The sequence below is a fragment of the Xanthomonas populi genome (assembly GCF_002940065.1).
Lineage (GTDB): Bacteria > Pseudomonadota > Gammaproteobacteria > Xanthomonadales > Xanthomonadaceae > Xanthomonas > Xanthomonas populi.
In genome coordinates, this window is record NZ_MDEJ01000021.1 from 16,533 (window position 1) to 42,521 (window position 25,989).

The following is a 25,989-nucleotide window of genomic DNA, read 5'->3' on the forward strand; positions in this document are numbered from 1 at the left end:
CCGCCATGAACGCAGCCATCCACCTACCGGCCGATGCCGCCGATTTGAACGACGAGCAGCAGGCGTTCCGCGCCGCCGCGCGCGATTTCGCCGACAAGGAACTCGCGCCGCATGCCGCGCGCTGGGATGCGGAAAGCTACTTCCCGCGCGAGGCGATCGCCAAAGCGGCGGAGCTGGGTTTCTGCGGGCTTTACACTGATGCAGGCGTGGGCGGATTGGGCATGCGGCGGCTCGATGCAGCAGTGGTGTTCGAAGAGCTCGCCACGGTCGATCCGTCTACGTCGGCGTTCATCAGCATCCACAACATGGCCACCTGGTTGATTGCCAGTTACGGCAATGACACGGTACGCGCGCAGTGGGGCGAGCCGATGACCAGCGGCGCCAAGCTGGGCTCGTATTGCCTGACCGAGCCGGGTGCCGGCTCGGATGCAGCCTCGCTCAAGACCCGCGCGCAGCGCGATGGCGACAGCTATGTGCTCAACGGCAGCAAGGCCTTCATTTCAGGCGCTGGCGCTACCGATGTGCTAGTGGTGATGGCCCGCACCGGCGAAGACGGCGCACGCGGCATCAGCGCCTTTGTGGTGCCTGCCGATGCGCCTGGCATTACGTATGGCCGCAAGGAAGAGAAGATGGGTTGGAACAGCCAGCCCACGCGCGGTGTGAGCTTGGAGAACGTACGCATCCCGGCCGACAATCTGCTTGGCAAGGAAGGCGAAGGTTTCAAGATGGCGATGAAGGCGCTCGATGGCGGCCGCATCAATATCGCGGCGTGTTCGTTGGGCGCGGCGCAAGGCGCGCTGGATGCGGCGCGGCGTTACATGGGCGAGCGCCGTCAGTTCGGCAAGAAACTGGCCGATTTCCAGGCACTGCAGTTCAAGCTGGCCGATATGGCCACCCAGTTGGTAGCGGCGCGGCAGATGGTGCACACCGCTGCGCGCAAGCTCGATGCCGGCAGCCACGATGCCACCGTGTGGTGCGCGATGGCCAAGCGCTTCGCTACCGATGCCGGCTTTGCGATCTGCGACGACGCGTTGCAGATCCACGGCGGCTACGGCTATATCCGCGAGTATCCGATCGAGCGTCTGCTGCGCGACAGCCGCGTGCATCGCATTCTGGAAGGCACCAACGAAGTGATGCGCATGATCATTGCGCGTCACTTGCTCAATGGCGAGGAGGAACTGCGATGAGCGATTGGGAAGCGCGCGTGCACACCGGTCTTCAAGTCGAACGCGATGGTCACGTTGCCATCGTCACCTTGAGCAATCCGCCTGCAAATACCTGGACCGTTCACAGCCTTGCTGCCTTGCGCGACCTGCTGCGCGCGCTGGATGCGGACCGCAGCCTCTACGCGCTGGTGATCACCGGCGAAGGAGAGAAGTTCTTCAGTGCCGGTGCCGACCTCAAGCAGTTTGCCGATGGCGACAAGGCCAATGCGCGCGAGGCGGCGCGGCGGTTCGGCGAAGCCTTCGAAGCCTTGAGCGCATTTGGCGGGGTGTCGATCGCGGCCATCAACGGCTATGCGATGGGCGGCGGCCTGGGGTGCGCGCTGGCGTGCGATCTACGTATCGCCGAGCAGCAGGCGCAACTGGCATTGCCCGAGGCCAGCGTGGGTCTGTTGCAGTGCGCCGGTGGCACCCAGAACCTGCCGCGCCTGATCGGCGAGGGCTGGGCCAAGCGCATGATCCTGCTGGGCGAGCGTCTCGATGCCGCCACTGCGCAACGGATCGGATTGGTGGAGGAGGTGGTCGGCAAGGGCGAATCGCGTGCACACGCCATCGCCTGGGCACAGCGTGCCGGCAAGCAGAGTCCGGCCAGTGTCGCGGCGTGCAAGCGCCTGGTGCAGTCCACACGACACGGCACCCATGCCGCCCCGCTGATTGCAGAGCGCGAAGCCTTTGTCGACCTGTTCGAGCAGGCCGATCAGGCCGAAGGTGTGGCGGCATTCGTTGAGAAGCGCGCACCGCAGTGGAGCAATGGCTGATGGTGGAGGTCAACGCAACTGAAGGTGCGCCGGTGCTGTTCGAACAACGCGATTGCGCGGAAGGGCATCGCATTGGCATCGCCACGTTGAATATGCCCAAGACGCTCAACGGCTTGTCGTTGCAGATGACACGCCTGCTGGATGCGCAGCTGCGCATCTGGGCCGATGATGCGCAGATTGCCTGCGTGGTGTTACGCGGTGCAGGCGAGAAAGCATTCTGCGCAGGTGGCGATCTGCATGGGTTGTATCAAAGTATGCGTGCGCATCGCGAGGCGGTGCCGGATGCGCAGGAACGCAGCGCACAACCGGCAGGCAACGCGCACGCCGCTGCGTTCTTCGAAGAAGAGTATCGGCTAGACCATCGCATCCACACCTACCCCAAACCGCTGCTGTGCTGGGCCCACGGTATCGTCATGGGCGGCGGCATCGGCGTGATGTCCGGCGCCAGCCATCGCGTGGTCACCGAGCGTTCGCGCCTGGCGATGCCGGAGATCAGCGTCGGCCTGTTTCCCGATGTCGGTGGCAGCTGGCTGCTGCGCCGCGTGCCGCACGCGGCCGGACTCTTTCTCTCACTGACCGGCGCGCCGCTGGATGCCAGCGACGCCATCTACGCGGGGCTTGCGGATGTCCGCCTGGAGCATGCGCAATATGCGGCGGTGCTGGATGCTTTGAGCGCGCATACGTGGACGGGCAATGCGCAGGAGGATTGCAGCCAACTCAGCGCATTTCTGTACGGCATTGCGCAACCGCTGGAGCCGGGCCCATTGCAGGTGCACGCTGCCTTGATCGAGCAACTGGTGGCAGGCGACACGCTGGAGCAGGTCGTGGACGCAATTCTGGCGATGCAAAGCGAAGACGGCTGGCTGCAAGGTGCGCGCGCAACGCTGGCAGCCGGCGCCCCGGGTTCTGCGCGACTGGCGTGGGAGCTGCAACGTCATCCGGGCACCACAACACTGGCCGACACCTTCCGAACCGAATACGTGGTGGCCCTGCATGTCGCCGCCCATGGCGATTTTGCCGAAGGCATCCGCGCGCTGTTGATCGACAAAGACCGCCAGCCGCAGTGGCAACCCGCCTCGCTGGCAGAAGCGGATGCGCAATGGGCTGCTGCATTCTTTCATTCGCCCTGGCCGGCTGCGCAGCACCCGCTCGCCGATCTTGGTGTACATGACCTCAGTGCACGCTGAGTGGCTGGTAACTTGCGGCCTATCGCTAGCGCAACGCGGACGAGGCGTGGGAATCGCAACGTTCGCATTGGTGGCGGCAGTTCCGAAGTTTGCGACGGCCGCTCTGCGATCCAGCAGCCTATCAATGGCCATTTTCATTCGTTGATGATCGCTCTCACCTGGAAACCGACACCATGAGCAAGATCGCTTTTATCGGCCTTGGCAATATGGGCGGGCCGATGGCCGCCAACCTGAGTAAGGCCGGGCACGAGTTACGCGTCTTCGATCTGGTGCCCGCCGCACTGGAAGCCGCCGCCGCCGCCGGCGCGCATGCCGCCAGCTCGGCGCACGACACCTTGGCCGATGCCGAAATCGTGATCTCGATGCTGCCGGCCAGCCGCCATGTCGAAGGCTTGTACCTGGGCGAGGCCGGCATTCTGGCGCACATTACAGCTGGTGCGTTGGTGATTGACTGCAGCACCATCGCACCGGTCACCGCACGCAAGGTCGCCGCCGCTGCGCAGGTGCGTGGCTTGGCGATGCTGGATGCGCCGGTGTCCGGCGGTACCGCCGGCGCAGCAGCAGCTAGCCTGACCTTTATCGTCGGCGGCGCTGCAGAGGTGTTGGAGCGCGCGCTGCCCGTGTTGCAGGCGATGGGCAAGAACATCTTCCACCTCGGAGATAGCGGCGCCGGCCAGGTCGCCAAACTGTGCAACAACATGGCGCTGGGCGTGATCATGGCCGCCACCGGCGAGGCGCTTGCGCTCGGCGTTGCGCAGGGGCTGGACCCGGCGGTGTTGTCGCAGATGATAGCGGTCAGTACCGGTCGCAGCTGGGCCACCGAAGTCTGCAATCCCTGGCCGGGCGTGCTGCCCAATGCGCCGGCATCGCGCGGTTACAGCGGCGGCTTCGGCAACGATTTGATGCTCAAGGATCTGGGGTTGGTCGCCGAATCCGCAGTGCAGGTGGGCGTGTCGATTCCGCTCGGCGAGCTGGCACGCAATCTCTATGCGATGAACAGCCAGGCTGGTAACGGCGCGCTGGATTTTTCCAGTGTGATCAAGTTGGTGGCCAAAGTTTGAGGTACTGGCCGCACTGCGTAACAACGTGCATCGCCGCGCTTGCGTGATGTGATCTCATCACGCCCAGGTGTAATAGTCTCCGCCATCGCGTGCGCCTAAGGTGCGCGCATTGCACGAGGCGACCGCATCCATGGGACACGACCACAACCACGCACCTAGCGTCATCCGCCACGAGAAACCACTGTGGTGGGCGCTCTCACTCACTGCCACGTTTCTGTTGGCGGAGGTCATCGGCGCGTTCATCACCAACAGCCTGGCGTTGCTGTCCGACGCCGCGCATATGGCCACCGACACCGTCGGCCTGATGATCGCGTTGGTCGCTGTGCGCCTGAGCCGTCGCCCAGCCGACGCGCGTCGCACCTATGGCTACGTGAGGCTCGAAGCGCTCGGTGCGCTTGCAAATGGCGTACTGTTGTTCGCAGTCGGCGCGTACATCCTGTCAGAAGCCGCGCAACGCTTCCGCGCGCCGCAGGACATTTCTTCCAGCGGCATGCTGCTGATCGCCGGCTTCGGCCTGATGATCAACTTGATCGCGATGAAGCTGTTGCACGCCGGCAGAGGTGAGAGCCTCAACGTCAAGGGTGCCTATCTGGAAGTCTGGAGCGACATGCTCGGATCGGTCGCGGTGATCATCGGTGCGCTGCTGATCCGTTGGACCGGCTGGCACTGGATCGACCCGGTGCTGGCAGTGCTGATCGGCTTGTGGGTGCTGCCGCGTACCTGGGTGTTGCTGCGCGAGGCGATCAACGTACTGCTGGAAGGCGTGCCCAAAGGCATCGACCTGCCGCAGGTACAGCAGGCGCTGGCTAGCTACCCCGGCGTCGAAGACGTGCACGACCTGCACGTCTGGGCACTGGCCTCCAGCACCCCCGCACTCACCGCACATGTGGTGGTCAGCGAAACCATCGACCGCGACCGCCTGCGCGACGCACTCGGCCAACTCCTGCACGACCGCTTCGAGATCATCCACGTCACCCTGCAAGTGGAAAGCGGCGACTGCGGTACCGAGCCGTGCGGTATGCCAGGCGTGTCGAAAGGCGCTGCGGAGGAGAATCATCAAGGCCACCTGCACGCGCATGGCGCGCACCATCATCACTGATGGGTGAGTCTGGTGCTTCAAACAGGAAGGCCGCCAATGGCGACCTTCCTGTTATCGGAATTGAAACAAAATTACACCACCGCCTCACGCAACACCTGCCAATCCCAGCCTGGGCGTGGCGCAAAACGCTCGCCGTAACGCGCATGCAACGCTCGCAAACGTTCCAGCAACGCATCGGCGCCGACACTGCGGATGTGCTGGATCGGGCCTCCACGGAACGGGGCAAAGCCGGTGCCGAAGATGACGCCGGCATCGAGCAGGTCCGCATCGGCCACTACGCCATCATGCAGGCAGGCGACTGCTTCATTGAGCAGCGGCAGGATCAAGCGGTCTTCCAAGTCTGCCGGCACCGCGTAGCCGCTGGCGACCTGGGGTTTGACCGCGCGGCCGTTCTCCCACTTGTACAAACCCTGGCCGTCCTTCTTGCCACGCTTGCCCGGTTCTACCGTGGCCAGCGCTGCAGGAATCGGCAAGTCCAGGAAGGGTGCCAGTTCCGCGCCCACACCTGCGGCCACATCCAGCCCGACCGTGTCGATCAGTTCGATCGGCCCCATCGGCATGCCGAACTTCACGGCGGTGTTATCCAGCACCGGGCCCGGTACGCCTTCGGCATACGCGGTGGCAGCTTCGAGCAGATACGGGAACAGCACGCGATTGACCAGGAAGCCCGGCGTTCCGGCCACCGGCACCGGGAACTTGTCCAGCGCCTTGCAGAACGCCGCCAGGCGCGCGACGTTGGCCGGATCCAGCCCGTCGTGATGTACGATTTCCACCAGCGGCATCATCGACACCGGATTGAAGTAGTGCAGGCCGGCGAATTGTGCCGGACGCTGGAGGTGCCCACGCAACGCGGTCAACGGAATCGACGAGGTGTTGGTGGTCAGCAACGCATCGGGCTTGAGCTGCGGCTCGATGGTTTGGTACAGGTCGCGCTTGGCTTGCGGATGTTCGATGATCGCTTCGATCACCAGATCCGCCCGCGCCACGCCCGCACCGGCCAGGTCGCCACGCAGACGCGCCGCCACCGCCGGGCGTTTCGCGTCTTCTTTCACGCGCTTGTCGAACAACTCGCCGCCGCGCGTCAACGCGGTATCGATGAAGCGCTGTTCGCGATCCTGCAGCGTGACCTCCAAGCCTTTATAGGCCGCCCAGGCCGCGATATCGCCACCCATCACGCCGGCACCGATCACATGCACATGACGAATGGGAGCCAACGCCGCAGCGCCAGCGTCCTTGCCGCCGAGTGCTTTCAAGCGCTCGGTGAGAAAGAAGATGCGGATCAGATTGCGCGCCGTTGGTGTGCTGGCGAGGTTTACCACCGCCTTGCGCTCGGCCGCCAGTCGCGCCTGGATGCCGCTGCCACCTGCGCGCTCCCACATAGTGATCAACGCGTACGGCGCCGGGTAATGCTCCTTGCGCGCCTTGCGTGCGACCTGTTTGCGCATCTGTGGCGCAAGCACCTTGCGCGCAAGCAAGGTGTTGGTGGCCCATGCAGTTGCGCGTTGTTTGAACGGGCGCTTGGTGCCGGTGAGCGCCAGTGCGGCGGCAACATCGACCAGCACTGCAGGCGCGGCGACCTTGTCGATCAAGCCCATCGCACGCGCAGCCTTGGCCGAGACGGTGCGGCCGGTCAGCATCAAATCCATCGCCGCCGGCGCACCGATCAAACGCGGCAAGCGAGCGCTGCCGCCCCAGCCGGGAAAGATGCCGAGCTTGGTTTCCGGCAGGCCAATACGCGTGCTGCCATCGTCGGACGCCACCCGATAACGGCACGCCAGCGCGATCTCGGTGCCGCCACCCATGCAGAAGCCATGAATCGCCGCGACCGTGGGGCAGGGTAGTTCGGCCAGCTTCTGAAAGACGCTCTGGCCGCGCTGGATGGCAGCGTTGAACGTTCCTTTGCGGTCGAATTCCTGGAATTCCTTCAAGTCGGCGCCAGCGATGAAGCCGTTGGCCTTGCCCGAGCGCAGCACCACGCCCTTGGGCGGCTCCAGCGCCAGCCGCTCGATCAGCGCGCCCAGTTCGAGCAGCACCTCCTGTGAAAACGCGTTGACCGGTGCACCTTGGCGATCAAGGCTGAGCACGACAACACCGTCCTCGCGCAGGTCTGCCTGCCAATGGCTGAATCGGAGCCCGTCGAAACCTGGAAGCATGCGTCTGGCCGTCCGGAGATATAAAGGAAAGATCGTTATCATCCAGAGGTTGTTTCCTTCACGTCAAATACCCATACCTGGCGGCAAGGCGGCGTGCGCTTGGTGCGAGGCATCGCCAGCGGCGCATCGGTGCCGCTACCCTGATGCGTGACGGTCGTACGGATCGGTATGAACTTTTCTCTTCAATGGCGGTCTCATTGCCCGACTTCGGTGGGCTGACAGGAGTGCGGCCCGACATGGCCGAAGTCGATACACCTCAGAAGCTGGATCTGGAACTGGTCCGGCGTGTGCAGCGCGGCGAGAGCGCAGCGTTCGATGTGCTGGTGCGCAAGTACCAGCACCGCGTCGTTGCGTTGATCGGGCGCTACATCGCCGATTGGAGCGAATGTCAGGATGTGGCCCAGGATGCGTTTGTGCGCGCTTACCGCGCGATCAACAGTTTCCGTGGCGATTCGCAGTTCTATACGTGGTTGCACCGCATTGCCGTGAACACTGCCAAAAACCATCTGGTTGCGCACAAGCGCCGTCCGCCCACCGACGACATCGAGATCAGCGATGCCGAGCAATTCGATGGTGCGACGCGCTTGCGCGACACAGACACCCCGGAGCGCGAATTGATGCGACAGGAGCTGGAACAAACGGTGATGCGTGCGGTCCAAGCCTTGCCGGAAGAACTTCGGTCGGCCATCACCCTGCGCGAGGTGGACGGGCTGAGCTATGACGAAATCGCGCGAAAAATGGATTGCCCGATCGGAACGGTGCGCTCGCGCATCTTCCGGGCGCGCGAGGCCATCGACATCGAGCTGCGGCCTCTGTTGGAGACCGAAAGCGCTACCCGTGAGCGACACCGCGTATGAGCCATCACCCTGCCATGTCCACTGCCGAGAAGTTCGAGCTTCACTACCGCCAGCAGCTGTCTGCACTGGTGGATGGCGAATTGAACGCCGACGAGTCGCGCTTCTTGCTGCGCCGTCTGGCCCACGACGAAGAACTGGCCGGTTGCCACGAACGTTGGCAGCTGTGCAGCGATGTGCTGCGCGGCGCAGCCAGCGCGCCGGCGCCGCTGGATTTCGCAGCGCGTGTGCGCACTGCCATTGCAGATGAGCCCGTTCCGCAGGTGCAGCCATCCACGCGCTCGGCAGCGCGCTGGCGTTGGGGGGGCGGCGCGGCGATTGCGGCATCGGTCGTTGCGATCGCTTTGTTCATGGCGCGCGAGCGTTTGCCGGAGGCTGCGCCGTCTGCCGCCGAGGTGCCGGTGTTTGCCTCGGTCGCGCAGATGCCTGCTACTGCGCCGCTGCCTGCAGCACCGAAGGCGCCGGCGACACCGGATCCGGCCACACCCGACAACGTTGTCGCGCTTGCTGCAGCGGTGCCTGCCGCTGCGCTGGCCTCCACCCGCCGCGGTGCGGCCACGCGGAATCAGCAGGTGGCCCGTAGTGTGGCTTCCCGCCAGCAGCAGGCGCCGACCCGCATGGTGCCCGTTGCCACACCGGCACTGATTGCCCCGGTCGCGAGTTCAGCCACGCCGCCGTCGAACCCGTTTACGCATTCGGAGACGACGTTGCAGGCACGGCCCTGGCCGCGCGCGGCGCTGTCCGGTGCTGGCGAAAGTCCGCTCACTGCCAGTTTCAGCCAAAGCCGTCAGGGCCCGGCGTTCTACCCATTCGAGCCTGCCCCGCAAGTCATCGCCAGCCCGGCACCGAGTCGATCGCTGCCGGTGCAGCCGCCGCAAGACTGATCTGGCCGCCGGTCTTCACCCGTTCGGCGTCCTTACTTACCCGTTATGTTGCCGAACCCGTGTATCCGCATGGGCTTCGGCCCCTGTCGCCCTGCCATCGGAGGCAACCTGATGAACCATCGCATTCGCACCCAGATGTTCGGCCTGATCGCCATGACCCTGCCGTTGGCCGCCTGCGCGCAGCAGCCCGCCCCTGCCGACAAGGACGCCGCACCGATTGCCGCCAACCGCAGCGCCACGCCGGCACCGCAGCTGGTGGCCGGATTGCCGGACTTCACCAATCTGGTCGAACAGGTCGGCCCGGGCGTGGTCAATATCGAAACCACCGTTACCCGCAAGGACGCCATGGCGCGCCAGCGGCGCGGTGGGCAGGGTGGGCAGGATGGCGGCGCGATGCCCGGTGACGAGCAGATGCCGGAATTCTTCCGCCGCTTCTTCGGGCCGGATTTCCAGATGCCGGGCGGGCCGCGCCAGGGGCCCGGTGGCCCAGGTGGTCCGGGGCAGGGCGATGACGATGGCGGCATCGCCGGCAAGTCGATGGGCTCGGGCTTCATCATTTCGGCCGACGGCTATGTGCTGACCAACCATCACGTGGTCGATGGTGCCAGCGAGGTGACCGTCAAGCTGACCGACCGGCGCGAGTTCAAGGCTAAGGTGGTCGGCAGCGACGAGCAGTTCGACGTGGCATTGCTGAAGATCGAGGCCAAGGGCCTGCCGACCGTGCGGCTTGGCGATTCCAATTCGCTCAAGCCGGGCCAGTGGGTGGTGGCGATCGGCTCGCCGTTCGGCCTGGACCACTCGGTCACCGCCGGTATCGTCAGTGCGACTGGCCGCAGCAATCCATATGCGGACCAGCGCTACGTGCCGTTCATCCAGACCGACGTGGCGATCAATCAGGGCAACTCCGGTGGCCCGCTGCTCAACACGCGCGGCGAAGTGGTCGGCATCAACTCGCAGATCTTCTCCGCGTCCGGCGGATACATGGGCATTAGCTTCGCGATCCCGATCGATCTGGCCTTCAGTGCTGCCGAGCAGATCAAGGCCACCGGTCATGTGAGTCGCGGCATGCTGGGTGTGGCGGTCGGCCCGATCGATACGCTCAAGGCACAGGGCTTGGGCCTGCCGGATACGCGCGGCGCACTGGTCAACGACATTCCCGCCAGCAGCCCGGCAACCAAGGCCGGGATCGAGGTAGGCGATGTGATCCGCGCGGTCAACGGCAAGCCGATCGATGTCTTCAGCGATCTACCGCCGATGATCGGGCTGATGGCGCCGGGCACCAAGGTCACGTTGGACGTGTTGCGCGACGGCAAGCCGCGCAAGGTGACGGTCACCCTGGCCACGCTGGACAACCCGGCCGGCAACGCCGCACCGCGCACCGCTGCCGACGACACCAAGCCCAGCCCGCCGGCCAGTGTGGAGCTGCTTGGGCTGCAGGTTGCCGATCTGACCGCTGCCGAGCGCAGTCGTCTGGGTCTGGAAGCGGGCGAGGGCGTACGCATCGCCTCGGTCACCGGTGCGGCAGCACGCAGTACCCAGCCGCCATTGTCGCCGGGCCTGATCATCGCGCGTGTCGGTCGCACCAAGGTCGGCAGCGTCGCCGACATCAAGCGCGCGCTGGCCAGTGTCAAGCAGGGCGATGTGGTCATGCTGCTGGTCACCGACGGCAAGGCCACCAGCTATGTCGCTTTGAAGGCTGGCGGCTAAGAGGCCGGCATGCGGGATGGGTGATTCCGGATTGGCAGCAGCGGCTTGCCGTGCGTGGCGAGCCGCTGCTGCTGCTTTTTCGGATCCCCAATCCCCACTCTCTGATCCCGGCCCCAAAGCATGCGATAATGCCGCGTTGCCCTGACGACGGCTCCGCCGGCGCCCACCTCAATGTCCTCTGATTCAATGCGGAATATCCGCAACTTCTCCATCATTGCCCACGTCGACCACGGGAAATCCACCCTGGCCGACCGGATTATCCAGCTGTGCGGCGGCCTTCAGGCGCGCGAGATGGAAGCCCAGGTGCTTGACTCCAACCCGATCGAGCGCGAGCGTGGCATCACGATCAAGGCCCAATCGGTGTCTTTGCCCTACACGGCAAAAGACGGGCAGGTCTACCAACTGAACTTCATCGACACCCCAGGGCATGTCGATTTCTCCTATGAAGTCAGCCGTTCGCTTGCGGCCTGCGAAGGCGCGCTGCTGGTGGTGGATGCGGCCCAGGGCGTGGAAGCGCAGTCGGTCGCCAACTGCTACACCGCAGTGGAGCAAGGTCTGGAAGTGGTGCCGGTGCTCAACAAGATCGACCTGCCGACCGCCGACGTCGAACGCGCCAAGGCCGAGATCGAAGCGGTGATCGGTATCGATGCCGAAGATGCGGTGGCGGTCAGCGCCAAGACAGGCTTCAACGTCGATATGGTGCTGGAAGCGATCGTGAAACGGATTCCGCCGCCCACTCCGCGCGACACCGACAAGTTGCAGGCGCTGATCATCGACTCCTGGTTCGATAACTACCTGGGCGTGGTCTCGCTGGTGCGGGTGATGCAGGGCGAGATCAAGCCGGGCAGCAAGATCCTGGTGATGTCCACCGGTCGCACGCATCTGGTCGACAAGGTCGGTGTGTTCACCCCCAAGCGCAAGGAGCTGTACGCACTGGGCGCCGGCGAAGTGGGCTGGATCAACGCCTCGATCAAGGACGTGCACGGCGCGCCGGTCGGCGACACCCTGACGCTGGCTTCAGACCCCGCGCCGCAAGCGCTGCCCGGTTTCCAGGAAATGCAACCGCGCGTGTTCGCCGGCCTGTTCCCGGTCGATGCCGAGGATTATCCAGACCTGCGCGAAGCCTTGGACAAGCTGCGTCTGAACGATGCGGCGCTGCGCTTCGAGCCGGAAAGTTCCGAGGCGATGGGCTTCGGCTTCCGCTGCGGTTTCCTCGGCATGCTGCACATGGAAATCGTGCAGGAGCGTCTGGAGCGCGAGTACAACCTCAATCTGATCTCCACCGCGCCCACCGTGGTCTATGAAGTGCTCAAGACCGACGGCAGCGTGATCCCGATGGACAATCCGTCCAAGCTGCCGCAGCTGAACCATGTGGAAGAGATCCGAGAGCCGATCATTCGCGCCAATATCCTCACCCCGCCCGATTACGTCGGCAACATCATCACCTTGTGCGAAGAAAAGCGCGGTAGCCAGATCGGCATCAATTATCTGGGTAGCCAGGTGCAGATCAGCTACGAGTTGCCGATGGCCGAAGTGGTGCTGGATTTCTTCGACAAACTCAAGTCAGTCTCGCGCGGTTACGCCTCTCTGGATTATCACTTCCTGCGTTTCGATGCCGGCCCGTTCGTGCGTGTGGATACCTTGATCAACGGCGACAAGGTCGACGCGTTGTCGATCATCGTGCACCGCAGCTACGCCGATCGGCGCGGACGCGAGCTGTGTGAAAAGATGAAAGAATTGATCCCGCGGCAGATGTTCGACGTGGCAATTCAAGCAGCCGTCGGCGCGCAGATCATCTCGCGCTCCACGGTCAAGGCGATGCGCAAGAATGTGTTGGCCAAATGCTATGGTGGCGACGTTTCGCGCAAGAAAAAGCTGCTGGAAAAGCAGAAAGAGGGCAAGAAGCGCATGAAGCAGGTCGGCCGCGTGGAGATTCCGCAGGATGCCTTCCTGGCTGTCTTGCAGATGGATAAGTAGCCTGGATTCGTGATTCTGGATTGGCAACGACTCGCCAGTCCTGAGTTTTTTGCGAATACCCAATTTCAAATTCCGAATCCCCGTTCCGAAGGAACATCAATGAAATGGTTCGAAATCGCCCTGGTCGTGCTGACGCTGGGCACCGGCTTCATCTGGTTGCTGGACAAGCTGTTTCTGGCCAGTCGCCGCGCTGCGCGTGCCGGGCTGCTGGACAGCGAGCCGGTGATTATCGATTACTCGCGCGCCTTCTTCCCGGTGCTGGCGGTGGTGCTGATCCTGCGCAGCTTCGTGGCCGAGCCGTACAAGATTCCGTCCAGTTCGATGATGCCCAATCTGCTGATCGGCGATTTCATCCTGGTCAACAAGTTCGCGTACGGTCTCCGTCTGCCGATCACCAATACCAAGTTCATTCCCACCGGCGAGCCCAAGCGTGGCGACGTGGTGGTGTTCAAGCCGCCGCATGCACCTGACCAGAACTGGATCAAGCGCGTCGTGGGTTTGCCGGGCGACAAGATCGGTTTCCATGGCGACACGCTGTATATCAACGACAAGCCGATGCGCTACACGGTCAAGGGCGAGTACATCGGCAAGGGCAAGGGCGCCGAGATGACCGGCACCACGCTACTGGTCGAGGAGTTGCCGGGCCGCACGCACACCGTGCTGGAATGGGTCGATCGCAACATGCCTGCCGGGCAGGGCGACTGGACCGTGCCGGCAGCCAGCTATTTCGTGATGGGAGATAATCGCGACAATAGTGAGGACAGCCGATTCTGGACCCAGACGCACTTCCTGCCGGAAGCCAATCTGCGCGGCAAGGCGTTTCTGATCTGGCTCAATTGCGAAGGGTGGTTCTGCAAGGGAAGTTTCGATCCGTCGCGGATCGGGACTGGAATTCAGTAATGCACGCGGGGCGTGCCTGGGGACACACAATGAAGCGCAAGCAAAGCGGTATGACGTTGACGTCGTTCGTGGTGGTGCTGGCGGTGGTGGGGTTTGGCCTGTATCTGGGAATGAAGCTGTTTCCGATGTATCAGGAATATTATTCCGTGCGCGCAGCGATGAAGGGGCTGGCCAAAGAGCCCGGCGCTGGCGATATGGACCCATCCAAGTTGCAGGATCTGTTCTTCCGTCGGCTGTACATCAATTACTCGGAAAACGTCAAAAAAGAAGACGTCAAGTTCGAGCGCATCGAAGGCGGCTGGCGCATGAAGGTCAACTACGAAGTGCGCCGCGAAATGATCGGCAATCTGGATGTGGTCGGCAAATTCGATATGTCGCAGGACATGACTGGACGTGGTGGGCAATAGAACTTTCCAGCGTGGCGATCCGATCGGGCACGCGTTTGCCGATCCCGGTCTGCTCGCCCAGGCGCTGCGGCATCGCAGCGCCGGGACCCCGCATAACGAGCGACTGGAATTTCTTGGCGACGGCATCGTCAATCTGCTGATCGCCGAGGCGCTGTATCAGCGCTGGCCCAAGGCCGACGAAGGCGCATTGACCCGCGCGCGCGCTGAACTCGTACGCGAAGGTGCGCTGGCCGTCATCGGCCGCACGCTGAATCTGGGCGAGCGCTTGACGCTCGGTCCGGGTGAACTGAAATCCGGTGGACACCGGCGCGATTCGATCCTGGCCGACGCGGTTGAGGCGATCGTCGCGGCGATCTATCTGGACTGTGGCTTCGAGCGTTGCCGCGCCGTCGTGCTGCCCTGGTTTGAAGCTTCGCTAGCTGCTTTGCCGGTGGGTAAGGCTGAAAAAGATCCCAAGACACGGCTGCAGGAATGGCTGCAGGCGCGCCAACTTCCGCTGCCCAATTACGCGTTGATCAGCGAGAGCGGCGACGAACACGCCAAGCAGTTCCATGTCGCCTGCATTCTTGAGCAGCCCGTTGCCACCGCGCATGGCCAGGGCACCTCGCGCCGTCTCGCCGAGCAACAGGCGGCCACTCTTGTCATCGCACAACTGGATTCAAATACGTGAGCGAAACCTCTCCCCACCGTAGCGGTAGCGTTGCGGTGATCGGCCGTCCCAACGTCGGCAAGTCCACCCTGACCAATGCGCTGGTCGGCGCGAAGGTCAGCATCGTGTCCAACCGGCCGCAGACCACGCGGCATCGCTTGTTGGGCATTGCCACGTTCCCCGAGGGTCAGTTGGCGCTGGTGGATACGCCCGGATTGCATCGCGAGCAGAAGCGCGCCATGAACCGGGTGATGAATCGCGCCGCGCGCGGTTCGCTGGAAGGTGTGGATGCCGCAGTGCTGGTGATCGAAGCCGGCCGTTGGGACGAAGAAGATACGCTGGCCTTCAAGGTCTTGAGCGATTCCAAAGTGCCGGTAGTGTTGGTCGTCAACAAGGTCGACCGGCTAAAGGACAAAACCGCGCTGTTCCCGTTCCTGGCACAGGTCAGCGAAGGCCGTCGCTTCGCCGCAGTGCATCCGGTGTCTGCGCTCAAGCGCAAGGGCCTGGAAGCGCTGGTCGGCGATCTGCTCAAGCTGGTGCCCGAGGCCGAGGCGATGTTCGGCGAAGACGAAATCACCGATCGCAGCCAGCGCTTTATGGCCGGCGAACTGGTGCGCGAGCAGTTGATGCGCCAGCTTGGCGAAGAGCTTCCGTACGCCACTACGGTGGAGATTGAGCGCTTCGCCGAAGACGGCGCATTGCTGCGCATCGGTGCGGTGATCTGGGTCGAGCGCGAAGGCCAGAAGGCGATCGTGATCGGCAAGGGCGGCACCCGCTTGAAAGAAATCGGCGGCAAGGCGCGCTTGCAGATGGAGCGGCTGTTTGGTGCCAAGGTATTCCTGGAAACCTGGGTGCGCGTCCGCGAGGGTTGGTCGGACGACGAGGCCGCATTGAAGGCATTCGGGTACGAGTAAGGCCGGGGCCCGGTCCCACCTGCCGCCATGCTGATCGAAAACGAACGCGGCTTCGTCCTGCATTTCCGGCCCTGGCGCGAGGCCAGCCTGCTGGTGGAAGTGCTGAGCGAGCAGCAGGGACGGGTGGGGTTGCTGGCGCGTGGTGTGCACGGGCCGCGCAAGCAGGCTTTGCGTGCTGCATTGCAGCCCTTGCAACTGATCCAGTTCACGGCGATGCAGCGCGGCGAACTTGCGCAACTCCGCCAGGCCGAGGCCTTGGACACCGCGCCGCGCCTGGTCGGCGAGACCATGTTGGCCGGCTTCTATATCAGCGAGTTGCTGCTGCGCCTGGCCCCACGCAACGACCCGGTGCCCGAGCTGTTTGATTGCTATGCGCAGGCGCGTGTGCATCTTGCATCCAACCTGCCGTTGGCCTGGGGACTGCGCCAGTTCGAGCGCGATGTGCTCGATGGCCTGGGCTTTGGGTTCGATCTGCAACACGACAACGACGGCCAACCGATCGACCCGGCGGCACGTTACCGCCTCGATCCGCAGGAAGGCGCATTGCGCATGTTGAGCGAGCGGCTGGCGCAGGACCGGCGCGAAACCGTCACCGGCGCCGCGCTATTGGCGCTGGGCGAAGACGTTATGCCGGCGACCGACGACATGCCGGGATTGCGCCGCAGCATGCGTGGCGTGCTGCTGCATCACCTGGGCGGACGCGGCCTGAAATCCTGGGAAATGCTCGAGGACCTGGCGCGCCGGCGTTGAGGGATTCGCTCTGGCCTTCTCAGTGCAACAGTCTTAGTGAAGCAGCGCCGCCACCGCCGCATGAAACTGCGTCTGCGCGGTGCTGGATTGCGGATCGTCGCGCAGCAGACGGATCGCACCGGCAAGTCGTGCCGCACCGACAAAACCACAACTGGCCTGCAGCCGGTGCAGGTGATTGCGCAGGGCCAGCTCGTCGCTGATCTGGAGGGCAGAATCCACCGCGTCGCGCGTGATGGGCAACTCGGTCAGGAACAATTCGCGTAGCGCGTTCAAATGATGTTGCTGGCCGTTGAGCGCGCTGAGTGCGGCCGCTTCGTCCCAATCGCTGGCGGCGATGTCGACCACGCCGACCGCCGCCAGGCTGTAACGGCCACGTGCCAGTCCGCGACGCACCGCCTGCAGCAGGCGTTCGGAGCTCAGCGGCTTGACCAGCATTTCCAGAAACCCATCGGACTGCAGGCTGCATTGCATGGTCATACTGCCGCCGGCGGTGTGGGCGAGTGCGGGCACGCCGGGGTGCAATAGCCGTAATGCGCGCAGCAGGTCGCTGCCGGTGCCATCTGGAAGATTGACGTCGATCAGCCAAAGGTCGTGACGCCGTTCGCGGGCGCTGTCCAGCCCCGAAGATAGCGAATCGGCGCAATCCACCCGGGCGGGGAGATCTTCCAGGACGGCCTGGATAAACCCGCGGCTGATCGGGTCGTCTTCCACCAACAAGAGTCGTGGATGGTGTTGCTGACGTGTCGCCATATTCATGCTGCCTCCTTGTCAGCGATGCCGCGTCGTGTCCGCCGCGCGCACCCGAAGTTTGCCTGGGTTTGCGGGGCGCGACAATTGTCCCGTCGCTTCAAGCGGCCTCCATCGATCGCATCTGCGACAATACGCACCCTTTTCGCCCGCAGCTTGGCGCCACGTGGCCAGAACCAGAAACCGTTTCGACCGTACCCCGTTCCAGACCGCCATCATCGACCTCAGTCACGACGGCCGCGGCGTTGCGCGCCGCGAGGGCGAGGGCGGCAAGGTCACTTTCATCAGCGGCGCCCTACCCGGTGAGGTGGTGCGTGCCGAACCCACCGCGCGCAGCCGGCATTTCGATGAGGCCAAAACGGTAGAGGTGCTGGAAGCCTCGCCGCAACGGGTGACGCCGCGCTGCCCGCATTTCGGCGTCTGCGCCGGCTGCGTGCTGCAGCATCTGCACGCGTCGCAGCAGATCGGGGCCAAGCAGCGCGTGCTGATGGACAACCTGGAACGCATCGGTCACGTCACCCCGCAGGCGATCCTGCCGGCCCTGGTGGGCGACAACTGGGGCTACCGTCGCAAGGGGCGTTTCTCGGTGCGGCGGGTGGAGAAGAAAGACAAGACGCTGGTCGGTTTCCGCGAGCTCGATCCGCGCTTCGTGGCCGATCTGTCTGTCTGCTACACGGTCATCCCGCAGATCGGCGGAAAAATTCCACTGCTGGCTGCGCTGGTCGAAGCGATGGACGGCAAGCGCGACATCCCGCAGATTGAATTCATTGCCGGTGACGACGCGGTGGTGCTGACCATCCGCCACATACAGCCACTCAGCGAGCGCGATCTGCAGGCGCTGACGGAATTTGCGCAGGCGCACGCGTTTGCGATCTTCCTGCAGCCGGGCGGCGTGGAGAGCGTGCATCCGCTGTGGCCGCAAAATGTGCCGCTGTCGTTCCGCTTGCCGCAGTGGGATGTGGAGCTGGCGTTCCGGCCGCTGGACTTTATCCAGGTTAACGCTTCGCTCAACCAGAAAATGATTGCGCGTGCACTGGCATTACTCGAGGCAAAGCCGGACGACCGCGTGCTGGATCTATTCTGCGGCCTGGGCAATTTCACCCTGCCTCTGGCGCGCGGTGTGCGCGAAGTGGTCGGTGTTGAAGGCGATGCCGGGCTGGTGGCGCGCGCGCGCGAGAATGCGCAGCGCAATGGTCTGGAGAATGCGCAGTTTTACGCGGCCGACCTGACCCAGGATCAGCGCCACACCGCGTGGATGCGGCAGGGCTTCGACAAGCTGCTGCTGGATCCGCCACGTTCGGGCGCGCTCGACGTGTTGCAACAGCTGCCATTGAAAAAGTTCGAGCGCATCGTTTATGTGAGCTGCCACCCAGGCTCGCTGGCGCGCGATGCCGGCTATCTGGTCAATGAGCAGGGCTTCATGCTCAAGGCCGCCGGTGCGATGGATATGTTTCCGCATACCGCGCACGTGGAAAGCATCGCGGTGTTTGAGCGGCGGTGATTGGGGATGGGCAAGAGCGCATTGCCGCTGTCCACCAGTTTGCTGCTTTGACCAATCCCTAATTTCCAATCCCCAATCCCATGCCTATCGAAATCGAACGCAAGTTTCTCGTCACCGGCGACGGTTGGCGCACTGCTGCGCATGCAGTGATCCCGATGGCGCAGGGCTATATCAACGACCAGGCGGCGATGCGTAGCGGGGCGCAGAACGCGTCTGTGCGTGTGCGCATCCAGGGGGAGAGCGCATTTCTCAATCTGAAGTCGCGGCAGGTCGGGCATACGCGGCAGGAGTTCGACTACCCGGTTCCGGTGGTCGATGCGCGTGCGCTGCTTGCGCTGTGTGTCGGCGGTTTGATCGACAAGCGCCGGCATCTGGTCGAGTACCAGGGCCATGTGTGGGAAGTGGACGAATTTCTCGGCGACAACGCCGGGCTGGTGGTGGCCGAGATCGAACTTGGCAACGCCGACGAGGCGTTTGCCAAGCCCGACTGGATCGGCGCGGAAGTCACCGACGATGTGCGCTACTACAACTTGGCGCTGGCCTCGCATCCGTTCTCGCAGTGGGAGGAGAGCCGGGATTCGTGCGTCGGGAGTGGGGATGCGTAAAAGCGCGGTGAAGCATCGATGTTGGGCTTATGCTTTGCCAATCCACCATGGTCAATCTCCAATCCCCCGCTCATGCGCATTGATATCTGGTCCGACGTTATCTGCCCCTGGTGCTGGATCAGTAAGCGCCGTTTTGAGCAAGCGGTAGCCGCGCTCGGCGCGCAGGTACCGACACTTGACATCCATTACCACGCGTTTCAGCTGGATCCCGACGCCGGCCTGGAGCCAACGCCGTTGCGCGATGCGCTGGCGCAAAAGTTCGGCGGTGCCACGCGCGTGGATCAGATGTTGGCGCAGACCCAGGCCACCGCACGCGCCGAAGGCCTGCCATTCGATTTCGGGCGCGGCCAGGTGCAGGTGAGCACGCTGCGCGCACATCGGCTGATCTGGCTGGCGAGCCGCGAAGGCGATGTCGAGGCAGTGATCGAAGCGCTGTTTCATGCGCATTTTACCGAAGGTCAGAACGTCGGCGCGACCGAGACGCTGGTATCTGCCGGGGCCGCTGGCGATCTTGATGAGGCGCGCGTGCGCGCACTGTTGGACTCTGACGAAGGCATCGCTGCCGTCCAGGCGCAATTGGCGCAAGCCGCTGCGCTGGGTATCCGTGCGGTGCCCAGTTTCGTGATCGATGGACGCAGCCTGATCCAGGGCGCGCAGCCACCAGAGAGCTTTGCGCAAGCGCTGTTGCAGCTGGCCGCCGAATCGGCGCCAATCGGCGGGCCCGATGCCTGCGGGCCTGATGGCTGCGCGGTGTGAACTGCCTGCGGCGTCTTGCAACTCCCAACAGCTGACGAGATGACACGGCCCGCCCCCCCCCCCCCNATTGGCAGGGCTTGCCTGCGCGCAGCGGCTGCAGGCGTCGGGATGGGCGGTGACGCTGTTCGAGCAGGGCGATGTGCCCGGCGGACGCATGCGCAGCTGCGTTGGCTATGGCTGGCAGTGCGATCACGGCGCGCAGTATTTCACCGCACGCGATCCCGTGTTTGCAGCCGTGGTTGACGAGTGGATTGCGAGCGGCATCGCTGCGGCCTGGCCTGCACGCGTCGCCAGTTGGGATGGCGCCGACCTGCGCGCGTCTCAGAGCGTACTGACCCGCTTTGTCGGTGTGCCCGACATGGCCGCACCGGCGCGTGCGCTTGCTGCGCGATTGGATGTTCGATTGGGCAGCGCTGTGCGAGCGATGCAGCGCAACGGCGACACATGGCAGCTGGCAATGTCGGGAGACGATACGACACGCGCCTTCGACACTGTGTTGCTAGCGGTGCCGGCGCCGTTTGCAGCTGCATTACTGGCGGACATCGCGCCCACGCTTGTGAGGATTGCCGCTAGCGCACGGATGCGACCGGCTTGGGCGGTAGTGCTGCATTTCGACTTGCAGGTCGACCCCGGTTACGAGGCCTTGTTCGTCAATGCGGGCCCATTGCGCTGGGTAGCGCGCAACTCCAGCAAGCCTGGACGACATGGCGTCGAAACCTGGCTGCTGCACGCCAATGCCGAGTGGAGCCAGGCGCATCTCGACGCAACGTCTGAAGCAGCGATCGCCAGTCTGTTGCCAAACGTGGCCGCGCTTGGTTTGCCATTGCCACTGTCGTGCGATGCGTATCGCTGGACAGTGGCCAGCACCGATCCGCCCTTGCAGATCGGCTGTGCCTGGGATGCGCACTTGAGCATCGGCATGTGTGGCGACTGGTTGGCAGGCGGCAAGGTCGAAGGGGCCTGGCAAAGCGGCGTGGCGCTGGCTGAGCGTGTGCGTGCCAGTGATGCCGCGCTCGGCCACCGCGGGTGACGTTGTGGCACGCGCAGCGGCGTATGCACTGTCATGTCGATCCAGACAACGCATGCAAAGCATGCCGTCCGCAGTCGCATGTGGGCCGCGCAAAATTCATAGACCAGGTGGAACTGGTGATCGCGTGCGAGGCTGCGACTTCAATCGCTGCGACATTCACTGCGCATGCACTAGATCCGCATAAATGAGCGATCCCAACGCAACTGCAGCTGACCTCAACCCACAGGCACCGGCACATACGCTGCGCCTGATCCTGGGCGATCAACTCAATCCGCAACACAGCTGGTTCGATACGACCGATGCGGGCGTGGTCTACGTGCTGATGGAAGTGCGCGAAGAAACCGACTACGTGCTGCACCATGCGCAGAAGATCCTGGCGATCTTCGCGGCGATGCGTGCGTTCGCTGCGCGCTTGCGGCAGGCCGGTCATCGGGTGCGTTACGTGGCCATCGACAACCCCAGCAATCGGCAGTCGATTCCCACCAATCTGGACGCGCTGATGGCGCATTACCGCGCCAGCCATCTGGACTATCAGGCACCGGACGAATGGCGGCTGGATGAAGCATTGCAACACTGGTGCGCACGCCAGCCCTTCGCCACAGGCATGGTCGATAGCGAGCATTTTCTGACCGAACGCGATGAGGTCGCAGCGTGTTTTCGCCCCAGCAGCCAATGGCGCATGGACGTGTTTTATCGAAAGATGCGCCGTTGTCATCGGATCCTGCTCGATGCATCCGGCGAGCCGGAAGGTGGGCGCTGGAATTTCGATCACGACAACCGTGCGCCGTGGCCGGGCGATCCGCCCGCGCCGCAGGACTGGCGCATAGCGCACGATCACCGCGCGCTGTGGAGCTGCATTGAGGCGGCCGGTGTGCGCAGCTTCGGCGCGCCAAACGCTGATGCGCTGCCATGGCCGCTCGACCGCGACGAAGCGCTGCAACATCTGGATGCCTTCATTACGCATGCGTTGCCGCATTTCGGTCGCTACGAAGATGCGATGAGCACGCGCAGCCCGCGCTTGTTCCATTCGCTGCTGTCGTTCGCGCTCAACGTCAAACTGCTGCATCCGCGTGAGGTGATCGCGCGCGCGGAGGCGGCATGGCATGACGGGCATGCGCCGCTGGCATCGGTGGAAGGCTTTATTCGTCAGATTCTTGGCTGGCGCGAATACGTGCGTGGCGTGTATTGGTCGCAGATGCCCGGCTATGCGCAGTCCAATCAGCTCGATCAGCATGTGCCGCTACCGCACTGGTTCTGGAATGGGAAGATCGGCATGCGCTGCCTGGCCGATGCCATCGGTAATTCGCTGGCCAATGCGCATGCGCACCATATCCAGCGGCTGATGGTGATCGGCAATTTCGCGCTGCTGGCAGGGCTGGATCCGCAGGCGCTGCATCGCTGGTATCTAGGGGTGTATATCGACGCGTTCGAATGGGTGGAATTGCCCAATACGGTTGGCATGAGCCAGTTCGCCGATGGCGGCCTGCTCGGCAGCAAGCCTTATATCAGTGGCGCGGCCTATATCGACCGCATGAGCGATTACTGCGGCGGCTGCAAATATCAGCGCAAGGCGCGGGTTGGCGCGCAGGCCTGTCCGTACAATGCGCTGTATTGGGATTTCCTTGCGCGGCAGCGCACTCTTCTGCAAGCCAACGAGCGGCTGGCGATGCCGTACCGGCAGCTCGACGACATGGCACCGGAGGTGCTGGCCCAGGTGCAGGCGCAGGCTGCGCATTGGCGCGCGACGCTGCAAGTGCTCTGAGGGGGCGGGTATGGCATAACAGAAATTGCGCGGGCCGGACTGATAGGGCCAGTAACGCTGGCTAGCCTGAATGCGCGATCTGACGCTGCAACGCACATCTGCGACAATGCCGCGCTGCGCCAACGTGGCGCCTGGCCCAGGAGTCCCCCAACATGCTTCTGATCGGCGTTGCCGGTACCGAACTCAGTGCACAGGAACGCGACTGGCTGCAGCACGACGCGGTCGCCGGCGTGGTGCTGTTCAAGCGCAACTTCGCCTCGCGCACGCAAGTGGCCGAGCTGTCCGCCTCCATCCGCGCTGCGGCACCGCGCCCGGTGCTGATCTGCGTTGACCAGGAAGGCGGGCGCGTGCAGCGTTTTCGCGAAGGTTTCAGCGCCTTGGCGCCGCTGCAGAGCTTCGGTGCGCAGTATGCCCAGGACCCTAAGGCCGCCCTTGCCGCCGCGCGTGCGCATGCGCAGCTGATGGCCAGCGAATTACGCGCCAGCGGCGTGGACCTGAGTTTCGCGCCGGTGGTGGATCTGGGCCGCGGCAATCGCGCCATTGGCGATCGCGCCTTCAGCGACGACCCGCAGATCGTGGCCAGCTTCACCCGGGCCTATGTGCAGGCACTGCACGGCGCCGGCATGGCCGCCACGCTCAAGCATTTTCCCGGCCACGGCACGGTGCTGGAAGACACCCATGTCGACCATGCCAGCGACCCGCGTTCGCTGGACGTCTTGCAGGCCGAAGATCTGCTGCCGTTCGTGGCCGGCATCGAGGCCGGCGCCGACGCGGTGATGATGGCGCACGTGGTCTACCCGCAGGTCGCACCGGAACCGGCCGGTTATTCGCCGCGCTGGATCGAGCAGATCCTGCGCGGGCAACTGGGTTTCCGCGGCGTGGTGTTCTCCGACGACATCGGCATGGCCGCCTCGTTCAGCGCCGGCGGCGTGGCCGGCCGGGTGCACGCGCATCTGGATGCCGGTTGCGACGTGGTCCTGGTCTGCCACCCGGAACTGGTCGATCAATCGCTGCAGGCCATGCAAGGCCGCAGCCTCAATACCGCAGCATTGATTGGCCTGATCGGCCGCGGCGCGCTGGGCTGGGATGGTCTGCTCGCAGGCTCCGACGCCTCATTCACCACCTCCCCTTTCGCCCCTTTCGGAACAACTGCCTGATGTCCACGCTCACCATTTCCCAGGCCCTGGCCCAAGCCGATCTGCTGGTCGACCGCCCCGCCATCGACGTCGCCGTCGGTACCATCGCAGATGCCATCGCGCACGACTATGCCGGCGAAGTGCCGGTGTATCTCACCATCATGCATGGCGCGCTGCCGTTCTCCGGCCAGTTGGCGCTGGAGCTGGGCGCGCGCGGCCAGGACCTGCAGTTCGATTATCTGCACGCCACCCGTTATCGCGGCGAACTTACCGGCGGCGATCTGGTGTGGAAGCACCGCCCGGCCACCGCGCTGTTCGGCCGCCGGGTGATTCTGGTCGACGACATTCTCGATGAGGGGTACACGCTGCAGGGCGTGCGCCAATGGTGTCTAGAGCAGGGCGCTACCGACGTGCGTGTGGCGGTGTTGACCGTCAAGCGTCACGACCGCTGCGTGCCTGGCGTGGCCGCCGATTATGTGTGCGCGGAAGTGGCCGACCGCTACGTGTTCGGCTTCGGCATGGACGTCAACGAGCAGCTGCGCGGCATTCCCGCCATCTACGCGATGAAGCAGTAACTCCGCAGTGTGCCCGCATCGCTGCGGGAGCCCGGCGCGCACGCGTGCGCGCACCGTCATGTCTTTCTGCAGCAGAGGTCGGTTGTGTCCCCCAATTCCATCGCATTGGCCGTCATCGGCGGCACTGGTGTTTACAAGCTTGCGCAGCTGGACCAGGTGCAGACGCACGACATCGAAACGCCGTATGGCGCGCCCTCCGGGCCGATTCGTGTCGGCATGTTGCTGGGTCACCGCGTGGCGTTTCTGGCGCGCCATGGTGAAAGCCATTCGCTGCCGCCGCACAAGGTGAATTACCGCGCAAACATCGCTGCGCTGCAACAAATCGGCGCCTCGCGCGTGCTTGCGCTCAACACCGTCGGTGGCATTACCGAGAGGTTCGGCCCGCGCGTGCTGGCCTGCCCAGAGCAGTTGATCGATTATAGCTGGGGCCGCGTATCTACTTTCTGCGAAGAGCCCGGCAGCGAGGTGCAGCACGTGGATTTCGGCCATCCGTATTCGCCGATGTTTCGCAGCAAAGTCATCGCTGCCGCCAAAGTGGCGGGTGTCACGCTGGTGGCCGATGGATGTTACGGAACCACGCAAGGACCACGTTTGGAAACGATTGCAGAGATCGTGCGCATGCGTCGCGATGGCTGCGATGTAGTCGGTATGACCGGCATGCCCGAAGCGGGGCTTGCACGCGAAAAAGGCCTGGAATATGCGTGTTTGGCGATCGTTGCGAACTGGGCGGCTGGCTGCGGCGACGCGCAGGAAATCACCATGGCCGAGGTGTTGAGTAATGTCGAGGCCGCCTCGTCGGGACTGCCCGAGCTGATTGGCGAACTTGCACGCGGGTGATTGTTATTGGGGAATAAGCTTTGCATACTCGGCGCGTACGCATCGTCGTACACCACCCATTAATTATTGCAAAGGTCTCGCATCACCATGCCGAACGGTACCGTCAAGTGGTTCAACGACGCCAAGGGATTTGTCTTCATCTCACCGGATGACGGCAGCGCCGATGTCTTTGCGCACTTCTCCGCGATCAACTCCAAGGGCTTTCGCAGCCTGCAGGAGGGCCAGCGCGTCAGTTATGACGTGACCCAGGGCCCCAAGGGGGCCCAGGCTTCGAATATCACGCTTATCGAGTGATCTGAGTCGATTGTGCGGTTGAAGAACCCCTCCACGGCGGTAATCCTGTTCACTTAAGCTTCTGATCGATAGCTTTTGAACTGGGCACGGTGGCCAATCCCAATAGAAGCGGCGCTTACCCGAGAGGTGGAAGCGCCGTTTTTTCTTAAGGGCACCTCGAACAACCAAGTCGTAGCCGTGGTGACACGCACTGGATGATGACCATACCTTCAAAAAATCAGCG

At 63.8% G+C, this 25,989-nt stretch carries 25 protein-coding genes; 23 read left to right on the plus strand and 2 right to left on the minus strand.

The features are described 5' to 3' along the window. Nucleotides 1-5 precede the first annotated feature (5 nt). From XpopCFBP1817_RS05285 to XpopCFBP1817_RS05305, 5 genes are all read left to right on the plus strand, one after another. Complete coding sequence (locus XpopCFBP1817_RS05285; RefSeq protein WP_128416302.1) at nt 6-1,187, plus strand: acyl-CoA dehydrogenase family protein; 1,182 nt, start codon at nt 6-8, stop codon at nt 1,185-1,187. Then, complete coding sequence (locus XpopCFBP1817_RS05290; protein ID WP_128416303.1) at nt 1,184-1,981, plus strand: enoyl-CoA hydratase; 798 nt, start codon at nt 1,184-1,186, stop codon at nt 1,979-1,981. Before XpopCFBP1817_RS05285 ends, XpopCFBP1817_RS05290 begins: the two co-directional genes overlap by 4 nt. Beyond that, nucleotides 1,966-3,168: an enoyl-CoA hydratase/isomerase family protein gene (locus XpopCFBP1817_RS05295; protein WP_208619544.1), complete on the plus strand. Its 1,203-nt coding sequence runs from the start codon at nt 1,966-1,968 to the stop codon at nt 3,166-3,168. The genes XpopCFBP1817_RS05290 and XpopCFBP1817_RS05295 overlap by 16 nt, the downstream gene beginning before the upstream one ends. 158 nt (nt 3,169-3,326) lie before the next feature. Beyond that, nucleotides 3,327-4,229, plus strand: a complete 903-nt coding sequence (gene mmsB / locus XpopCFBP1817_RS05300) for a 3-hydroxyisobutyrate dehydrogenase (RefSeq protein ID WP_128416325.1) — start codon at nt 3,327-3,329, stop codon at nt 4,227-4,229. 130 nt (nt 4,230-4,359) lie between these two features. Then, nucleotides 4,360-5,328: a cation diffusion facilitator family transporter gene (locus XpopCFBP1817_RS05305; RefSeq protein ID WP_128416305.1), complete on the plus strand. Its 969-nt coding sequence runs from the start codon at nt 4,360-4,362 to the stop codon at nt 5,326-5,328. A 71-nt stretch (nt 5,329-5,399) separates the two neighbouring features. Here the strand turns inward: XpopCFBP1817_RS05305 and XpopCFBP1817_RS05310 are convergent, their stop codons facing one another. Beyond that, nucleotides 5,400-7,481 (minus strand): 3-hydroxyacyl-CoA dehydrogenase NAD-binding domain-containing protein, encoded by a 2,082-nt coding sequence (locus tag XpopCFBP1817_RS05310; protein WP_128416306.1) that lies wholly within the window; start codon nt 7,479-7,481, stop codon nt 5,400-5,402. A 236-nt stretch (nt 7,482-7,717) separates the two neighbouring features. Between XpopCFBP1817_RS05310 and rpoE the strand changes: the two genes are divergently transcribed. From rpoE to recO, 9 genes are all read left to right on the plus strand, one after another. Beyond that, complete coding sequence (gene rpoE / locus XpopCFBP1817_RS05315; RefSeq protein WP_128416326.1) at nt 7,718-8,338, plus strand: RNA polymerase sigma factor RpoE; 621 nt, start codon at nt 7,718-7,720, stop codon at nt 8,336-8,338. Continuing rightward, a complete protein-coding gene (locus XpopCFBP1817_RS05320; protein ID WP_128416307.1) occupies nt 8,335-9,219 on the plus strand; it encodes a sigma-E factor negative regulatory protein in 885 nt (294 codons plus the stop codon). Before rpoE ends, XpopCFBP1817_RS05320 begins: the two co-directional genes overlap by 4 nt. A gap of 111 nt (nt 9,220-9,330) precedes the next feature. Continuing rightward, entirely contained in the window at nt 9,331-10,926 is a 1,596-nt protein-coding gene (locus XpopCFBP1817_RS05325; RefSeq protein WP_128416308.1) for a DegQ family serine endoprotease, read from the plus strand. A 186-nt stretch (nt 10,927-11,112) separates the two neighbouring features. Next, nucleotides 11,113-12,903 carry a translation elongation factor 4 gene (gene lepA, locus XpopCFBP1817_RS05330; RefSeq protein ID WP_167393837.1) on the plus strand — a complete coding sequence of 597 codons (1,791 nt, stop codon included), beginning with the start codon at nt 11,113-11,115 and terminating at the stop codon, nt 12,901-12,903. A gap of 99 nt (nt 12,904-13,002) precedes the next feature. Continuing rightward, nucleotides 13,003-13,803 (plus strand): signal peptidase I, encoded by an 801-nt coding sequence (lepB, locus tag XpopCFBP1817_RS05335; RefSeq protein ID WP_128416310.1) that lies wholly within the window; start codon nt 13,003-13,005, stop codon nt 13,801-13,803. Further along, nucleotides 13,803-14,210, plus strand: coding sequence for a DUF4845 domain-containing protein (locus XpopCFBP1817_RS05340; RefSeq protein WP_128416311.1), 408 nt, complete (start codon nt 13,803-13,805; stop codon nt 14,208-14,210). The genes lepB and XpopCFBP1817_RS05340 overlap by 1 nt, the downstream gene beginning before the upstream one ends. Further along, nucleotides 14,200-14,880, plus strand: a complete 681-nt coding sequence (rnc, locus tag XpopCFBP1817_RS05345) for a ribonuclease III (protein ID WP_128416327.1) — start codon at nt 14,200-14,202, stop codon at nt 14,878-14,880. The genes XpopCFBP1817_RS05340 and rnc overlap by 11 nt, the downstream gene beginning before the upstream one ends. Then, entirely contained in the window at nt 14,877-15,773 is an 897-nt protein-coding gene (gene era / locus XpopCFBP1817_RS05350) for a GTPase Era (RefSeq protein ID WP_128416312.1), read from the plus strand. The genes rnc and era overlap by 4 nt, the downstream gene beginning before the upstream one ends. Before the next feature lie 27 nt (nt 15,774-15,800). Next, nucleotides 15,801-16,523 (plus strand): DNA repair protein RecO, encoded by a 723-nt coding sequence (recO, locus tag XpopCFBP1817_RS05355; protein ID WP_128416313.1) that lies wholly within the window; start codon nt 15,801-15,803, stop codon nt 16,521-16,523. A gap of 33 nt (nt 16,524-16,556) precedes the next feature. Here recO and XpopCFBP1817_RS05360 read toward each other — a convergent pair whose 3' ends face one another. Further along, the gene (locus XpopCFBP1817_RS05360; protein ID WP_128416314.1) at nt 16,557-17,279 is read right to left on the minus strand and encodes a response regulator; all 723 of its coding nucleotides are present in this window, start codon (nt 17,277-17,279) and stop codon (nt 16,557-16,559) included. A 157-nt stretch (nt 17,280-17,436) separates the two neighbouring features. Between XpopCFBP1817_RS05360 and rlmD the strand changes: the two genes are divergently transcribed. From rlmD to XpopCFBP1817_RS05405, 9 genes are all read left to right on the plus strand, one after another. Next, entirely contained in the window at nt 17,437-18,771 is a 1,335-nt protein-coding gene (gene rlmD / locus XpopCFBP1817_RS05365) for a 23S rRNA (uracil(1939)-C(5))-methyltransferase RlmD (protein ID WP_128416315.1), read from the plus strand. 80 nt (nt 18,772-18,851) lie between these two features. After that, nucleotides 18,852-19,376 (plus strand): CYTH domain-containing protein, encoded by a 525-nt coding sequence (locus tag XpopCFBP1817_RS05370; RefSeq protein ID WP_128416316.1) that lies wholly within the window; start codon nt 18,852-18,854, stop codon nt 19,374-19,376. A gap of 72 nt (nt 19,377-19,448) precedes the next feature. Then, entirely contained in the window at nt 19,449-20,132 is a 684-nt protein-coding gene (locus XpopCFBP1817_RS05375) for a DsbA family oxidoreductase (protein ID WP_128416317.1), read from the plus strand. 67 nt (nt 20,133-20,199) lie between these two features. Continuing rightward, nucleotides 20,200-21,162: an NAD(P)/FAD-dependent oxidoreductase gene (locus XpopCFBP1817_RS05380; RefSeq protein WP_244171064.1), complete on the plus strand. Its 963-nt coding sequence runs from the start codon at nt 20,200-20,202 to the stop codon at nt 21,160-21,162. Nucleotides 21,163-21,346: 184 nt separating this feature from the next. Further along, nucleotides 21,347-22,924 (plus strand): cryptochrome/photolyase family protein, encoded by a 1,578-nt coding sequence (locus tag XpopCFBP1817_RS05385; RefSeq protein WP_128416319.1) that lies wholly within the window; start codon nt 21,347-21,349, stop codon nt 22,922-22,924. Between the two features lie 152 nt (nt 22,925-23,076). Beyond that, the gene (gene nagZ / locus XpopCFBP1817_RS05390) at nt 23,077-24,081 is read left to right on the plus strand and encodes a beta-N-acetylhexosaminidase (protein WP_128416320.1); all 1,005 of its coding nucleotides are present in this window, start codon (nt 23,077-23,079) and stop codon (nt 24,079-24,081) included. Further along, nucleotides 24,081-24,635 (plus strand): hypoxanthine-guanine phosphoribosyltransferase, encoded by a 555-nt coding sequence (locus XpopCFBP1817_RS05395; protein ID WP_128416321.1) that lies wholly within the window; start codon nt 24,081-24,083, stop codon nt 24,633-24,635. The genes nagZ and XpopCFBP1817_RS05395 overlap by 1 nt, the downstream gene beginning before the upstream one ends. A gap of 84 nt (nt 24,636-24,719) precedes the next feature. Beyond that, nucleotides 24,720-25,472: an S-methyl-5'-thioinosine phosphorylase gene (locus XpopCFBP1817_RS05400; RefSeq protein WP_128416322.1), complete on the plus strand. Its 753-nt coding sequence runs from the start codon at nt 24,720-24,722 to the stop codon at nt 25,470-25,472. Between the two features lie 87 nt (nt 25,473-25,559). Continuing rightward, entirely contained in the window at nt 25,560-25,766 is a 207-nt protein-coding gene (locus XpopCFBP1817_RS05405) for a cold-shock protein (protein WP_128416323.1), read from the plus strand. The last annotated feature ends 223 nt before the right edge of the window (nt 25,767-25,989 follow it).

Coding starts and splice junctions, on each gene's coding strand:
- nagZ (WP_128416320.1), top strand. CDS start 23,077: ATGCTTCTGATCGGCGTTGCCGGTACCGAACTCAGTGCACAGGAACGC.
- XpopCFBP1817_RS05305 (WP_128416305.1), top strand. CDS start 4,360: ATGGGACACGACCACAACCACGCACCTAGCGTCATCCGCCACGAGAAA.
- XpopCFBP1817_RS05385 (WP_128416319.1), top strand. CDS start 21,347: ATGAGCGATCCCAACGCAACTGCAGCTGACCTCAACCCACAGGCACCG.
- XpopCFBP1817_RS05360 (WP_128416314.1), bottom strand. CDS start 17,279: ATGAATATGGCGACACGTCAGCAACACCATCCACGACTCTTGTTGGTG.
- recO (WP_128416313.1), top strand. CDS start 15,801: ATGCTGATCGAAAACGAACGCGGCTTCGTCCTGCATTTCCGGCCCTGG.
- XpopCFBP1817_RS05405 (WP_128416323.1), top strand. CDS start 25,560: ATGCCGAACGGTACCGTCAAGTGGTTCAACGACGCCAAGGGATTTGTC.
- XpopCFBP1817_RS05325 (WP_128416308.1), top strand. CDS start 9,331: ATGAACCATCGCATTCGCACCCAGATGTTCGGCCTGATCGCCATGACC.
- XpopCFBP1817_RS05320 (WP_128416307.1), top strand. CDS start 8,335: ATGAGCCATCACCCTGCCATGTCCACTGCCGAGAAGTTCGAGCTTCAC.
- XpopCFBP1817_RS05370 (WP_128416316.1), top strand. CDS start 18,852: ATGCCTATCGAAATCGAACGCAAGTTTCTCGTCACCGGCGACGGTTGG.
- lepA (WP_167393837.1), top strand. CDS start 11,113: ATGCGGAATATCCGCAACTTCTCCATCATTGCCCACGTCGACCACGGG.
- XpopCFBP1817_RS05375 (WP_128416317.1), top strand. CDS start 19,449: ATGCGCATTGATATCTGGTCCGACGTTATCTGCCCCTGGTGCTGGATC.
- XpopCFBP1817_RS05395 (WP_128416321.1), top strand. CDS start 24,081: ATGTCCACGCTCACCATTTCCCAGGCCCTGGCCCAAGCCGATCTGCTG.
- rpoE (WP_128416326.1), top strand. CDS start 7,718: ATGGCCGAAGTCGATACACCTCAGAAGCTGGATCTGGAACTGGTCCGG.
- XpopCFBP1817_RS05310 (WP_128416306.1), bottom strand. CDS start 7,481: ATGCTTCCAGGTTTCGACGGGCTCCGATTCAGCCATTGGCAGGCAGAC.
- XpopCFBP1817_RS05290 (WP_128416303.1), top strand. CDS start 1,184: ATGAGCGATTGGGAAGCGCGCGTGCACACCGGTCTTCAAGTCGAACGC.
- XpopCFBP1817_RS05340 (WP_128416311.1), top strand. CDS start 13,803: ATGCACGCGGGGCGTGCCTGGGGACACACAATGAAGCGCAAGCAAAGC.
- XpopCFBP1817_RS05285 (WP_128416302.1), top strand. CDS start 6: ATGAACGCAGCCATCCACCTACCGGCCGATGCCGCCGATTTGAACGAC.
- lepB (WP_128416310.1), top strand. CDS start 13,003: ATGAAATGGTTCGAAATCGCCCTGGTCGTGCTGACGCTGGGCACCGGC.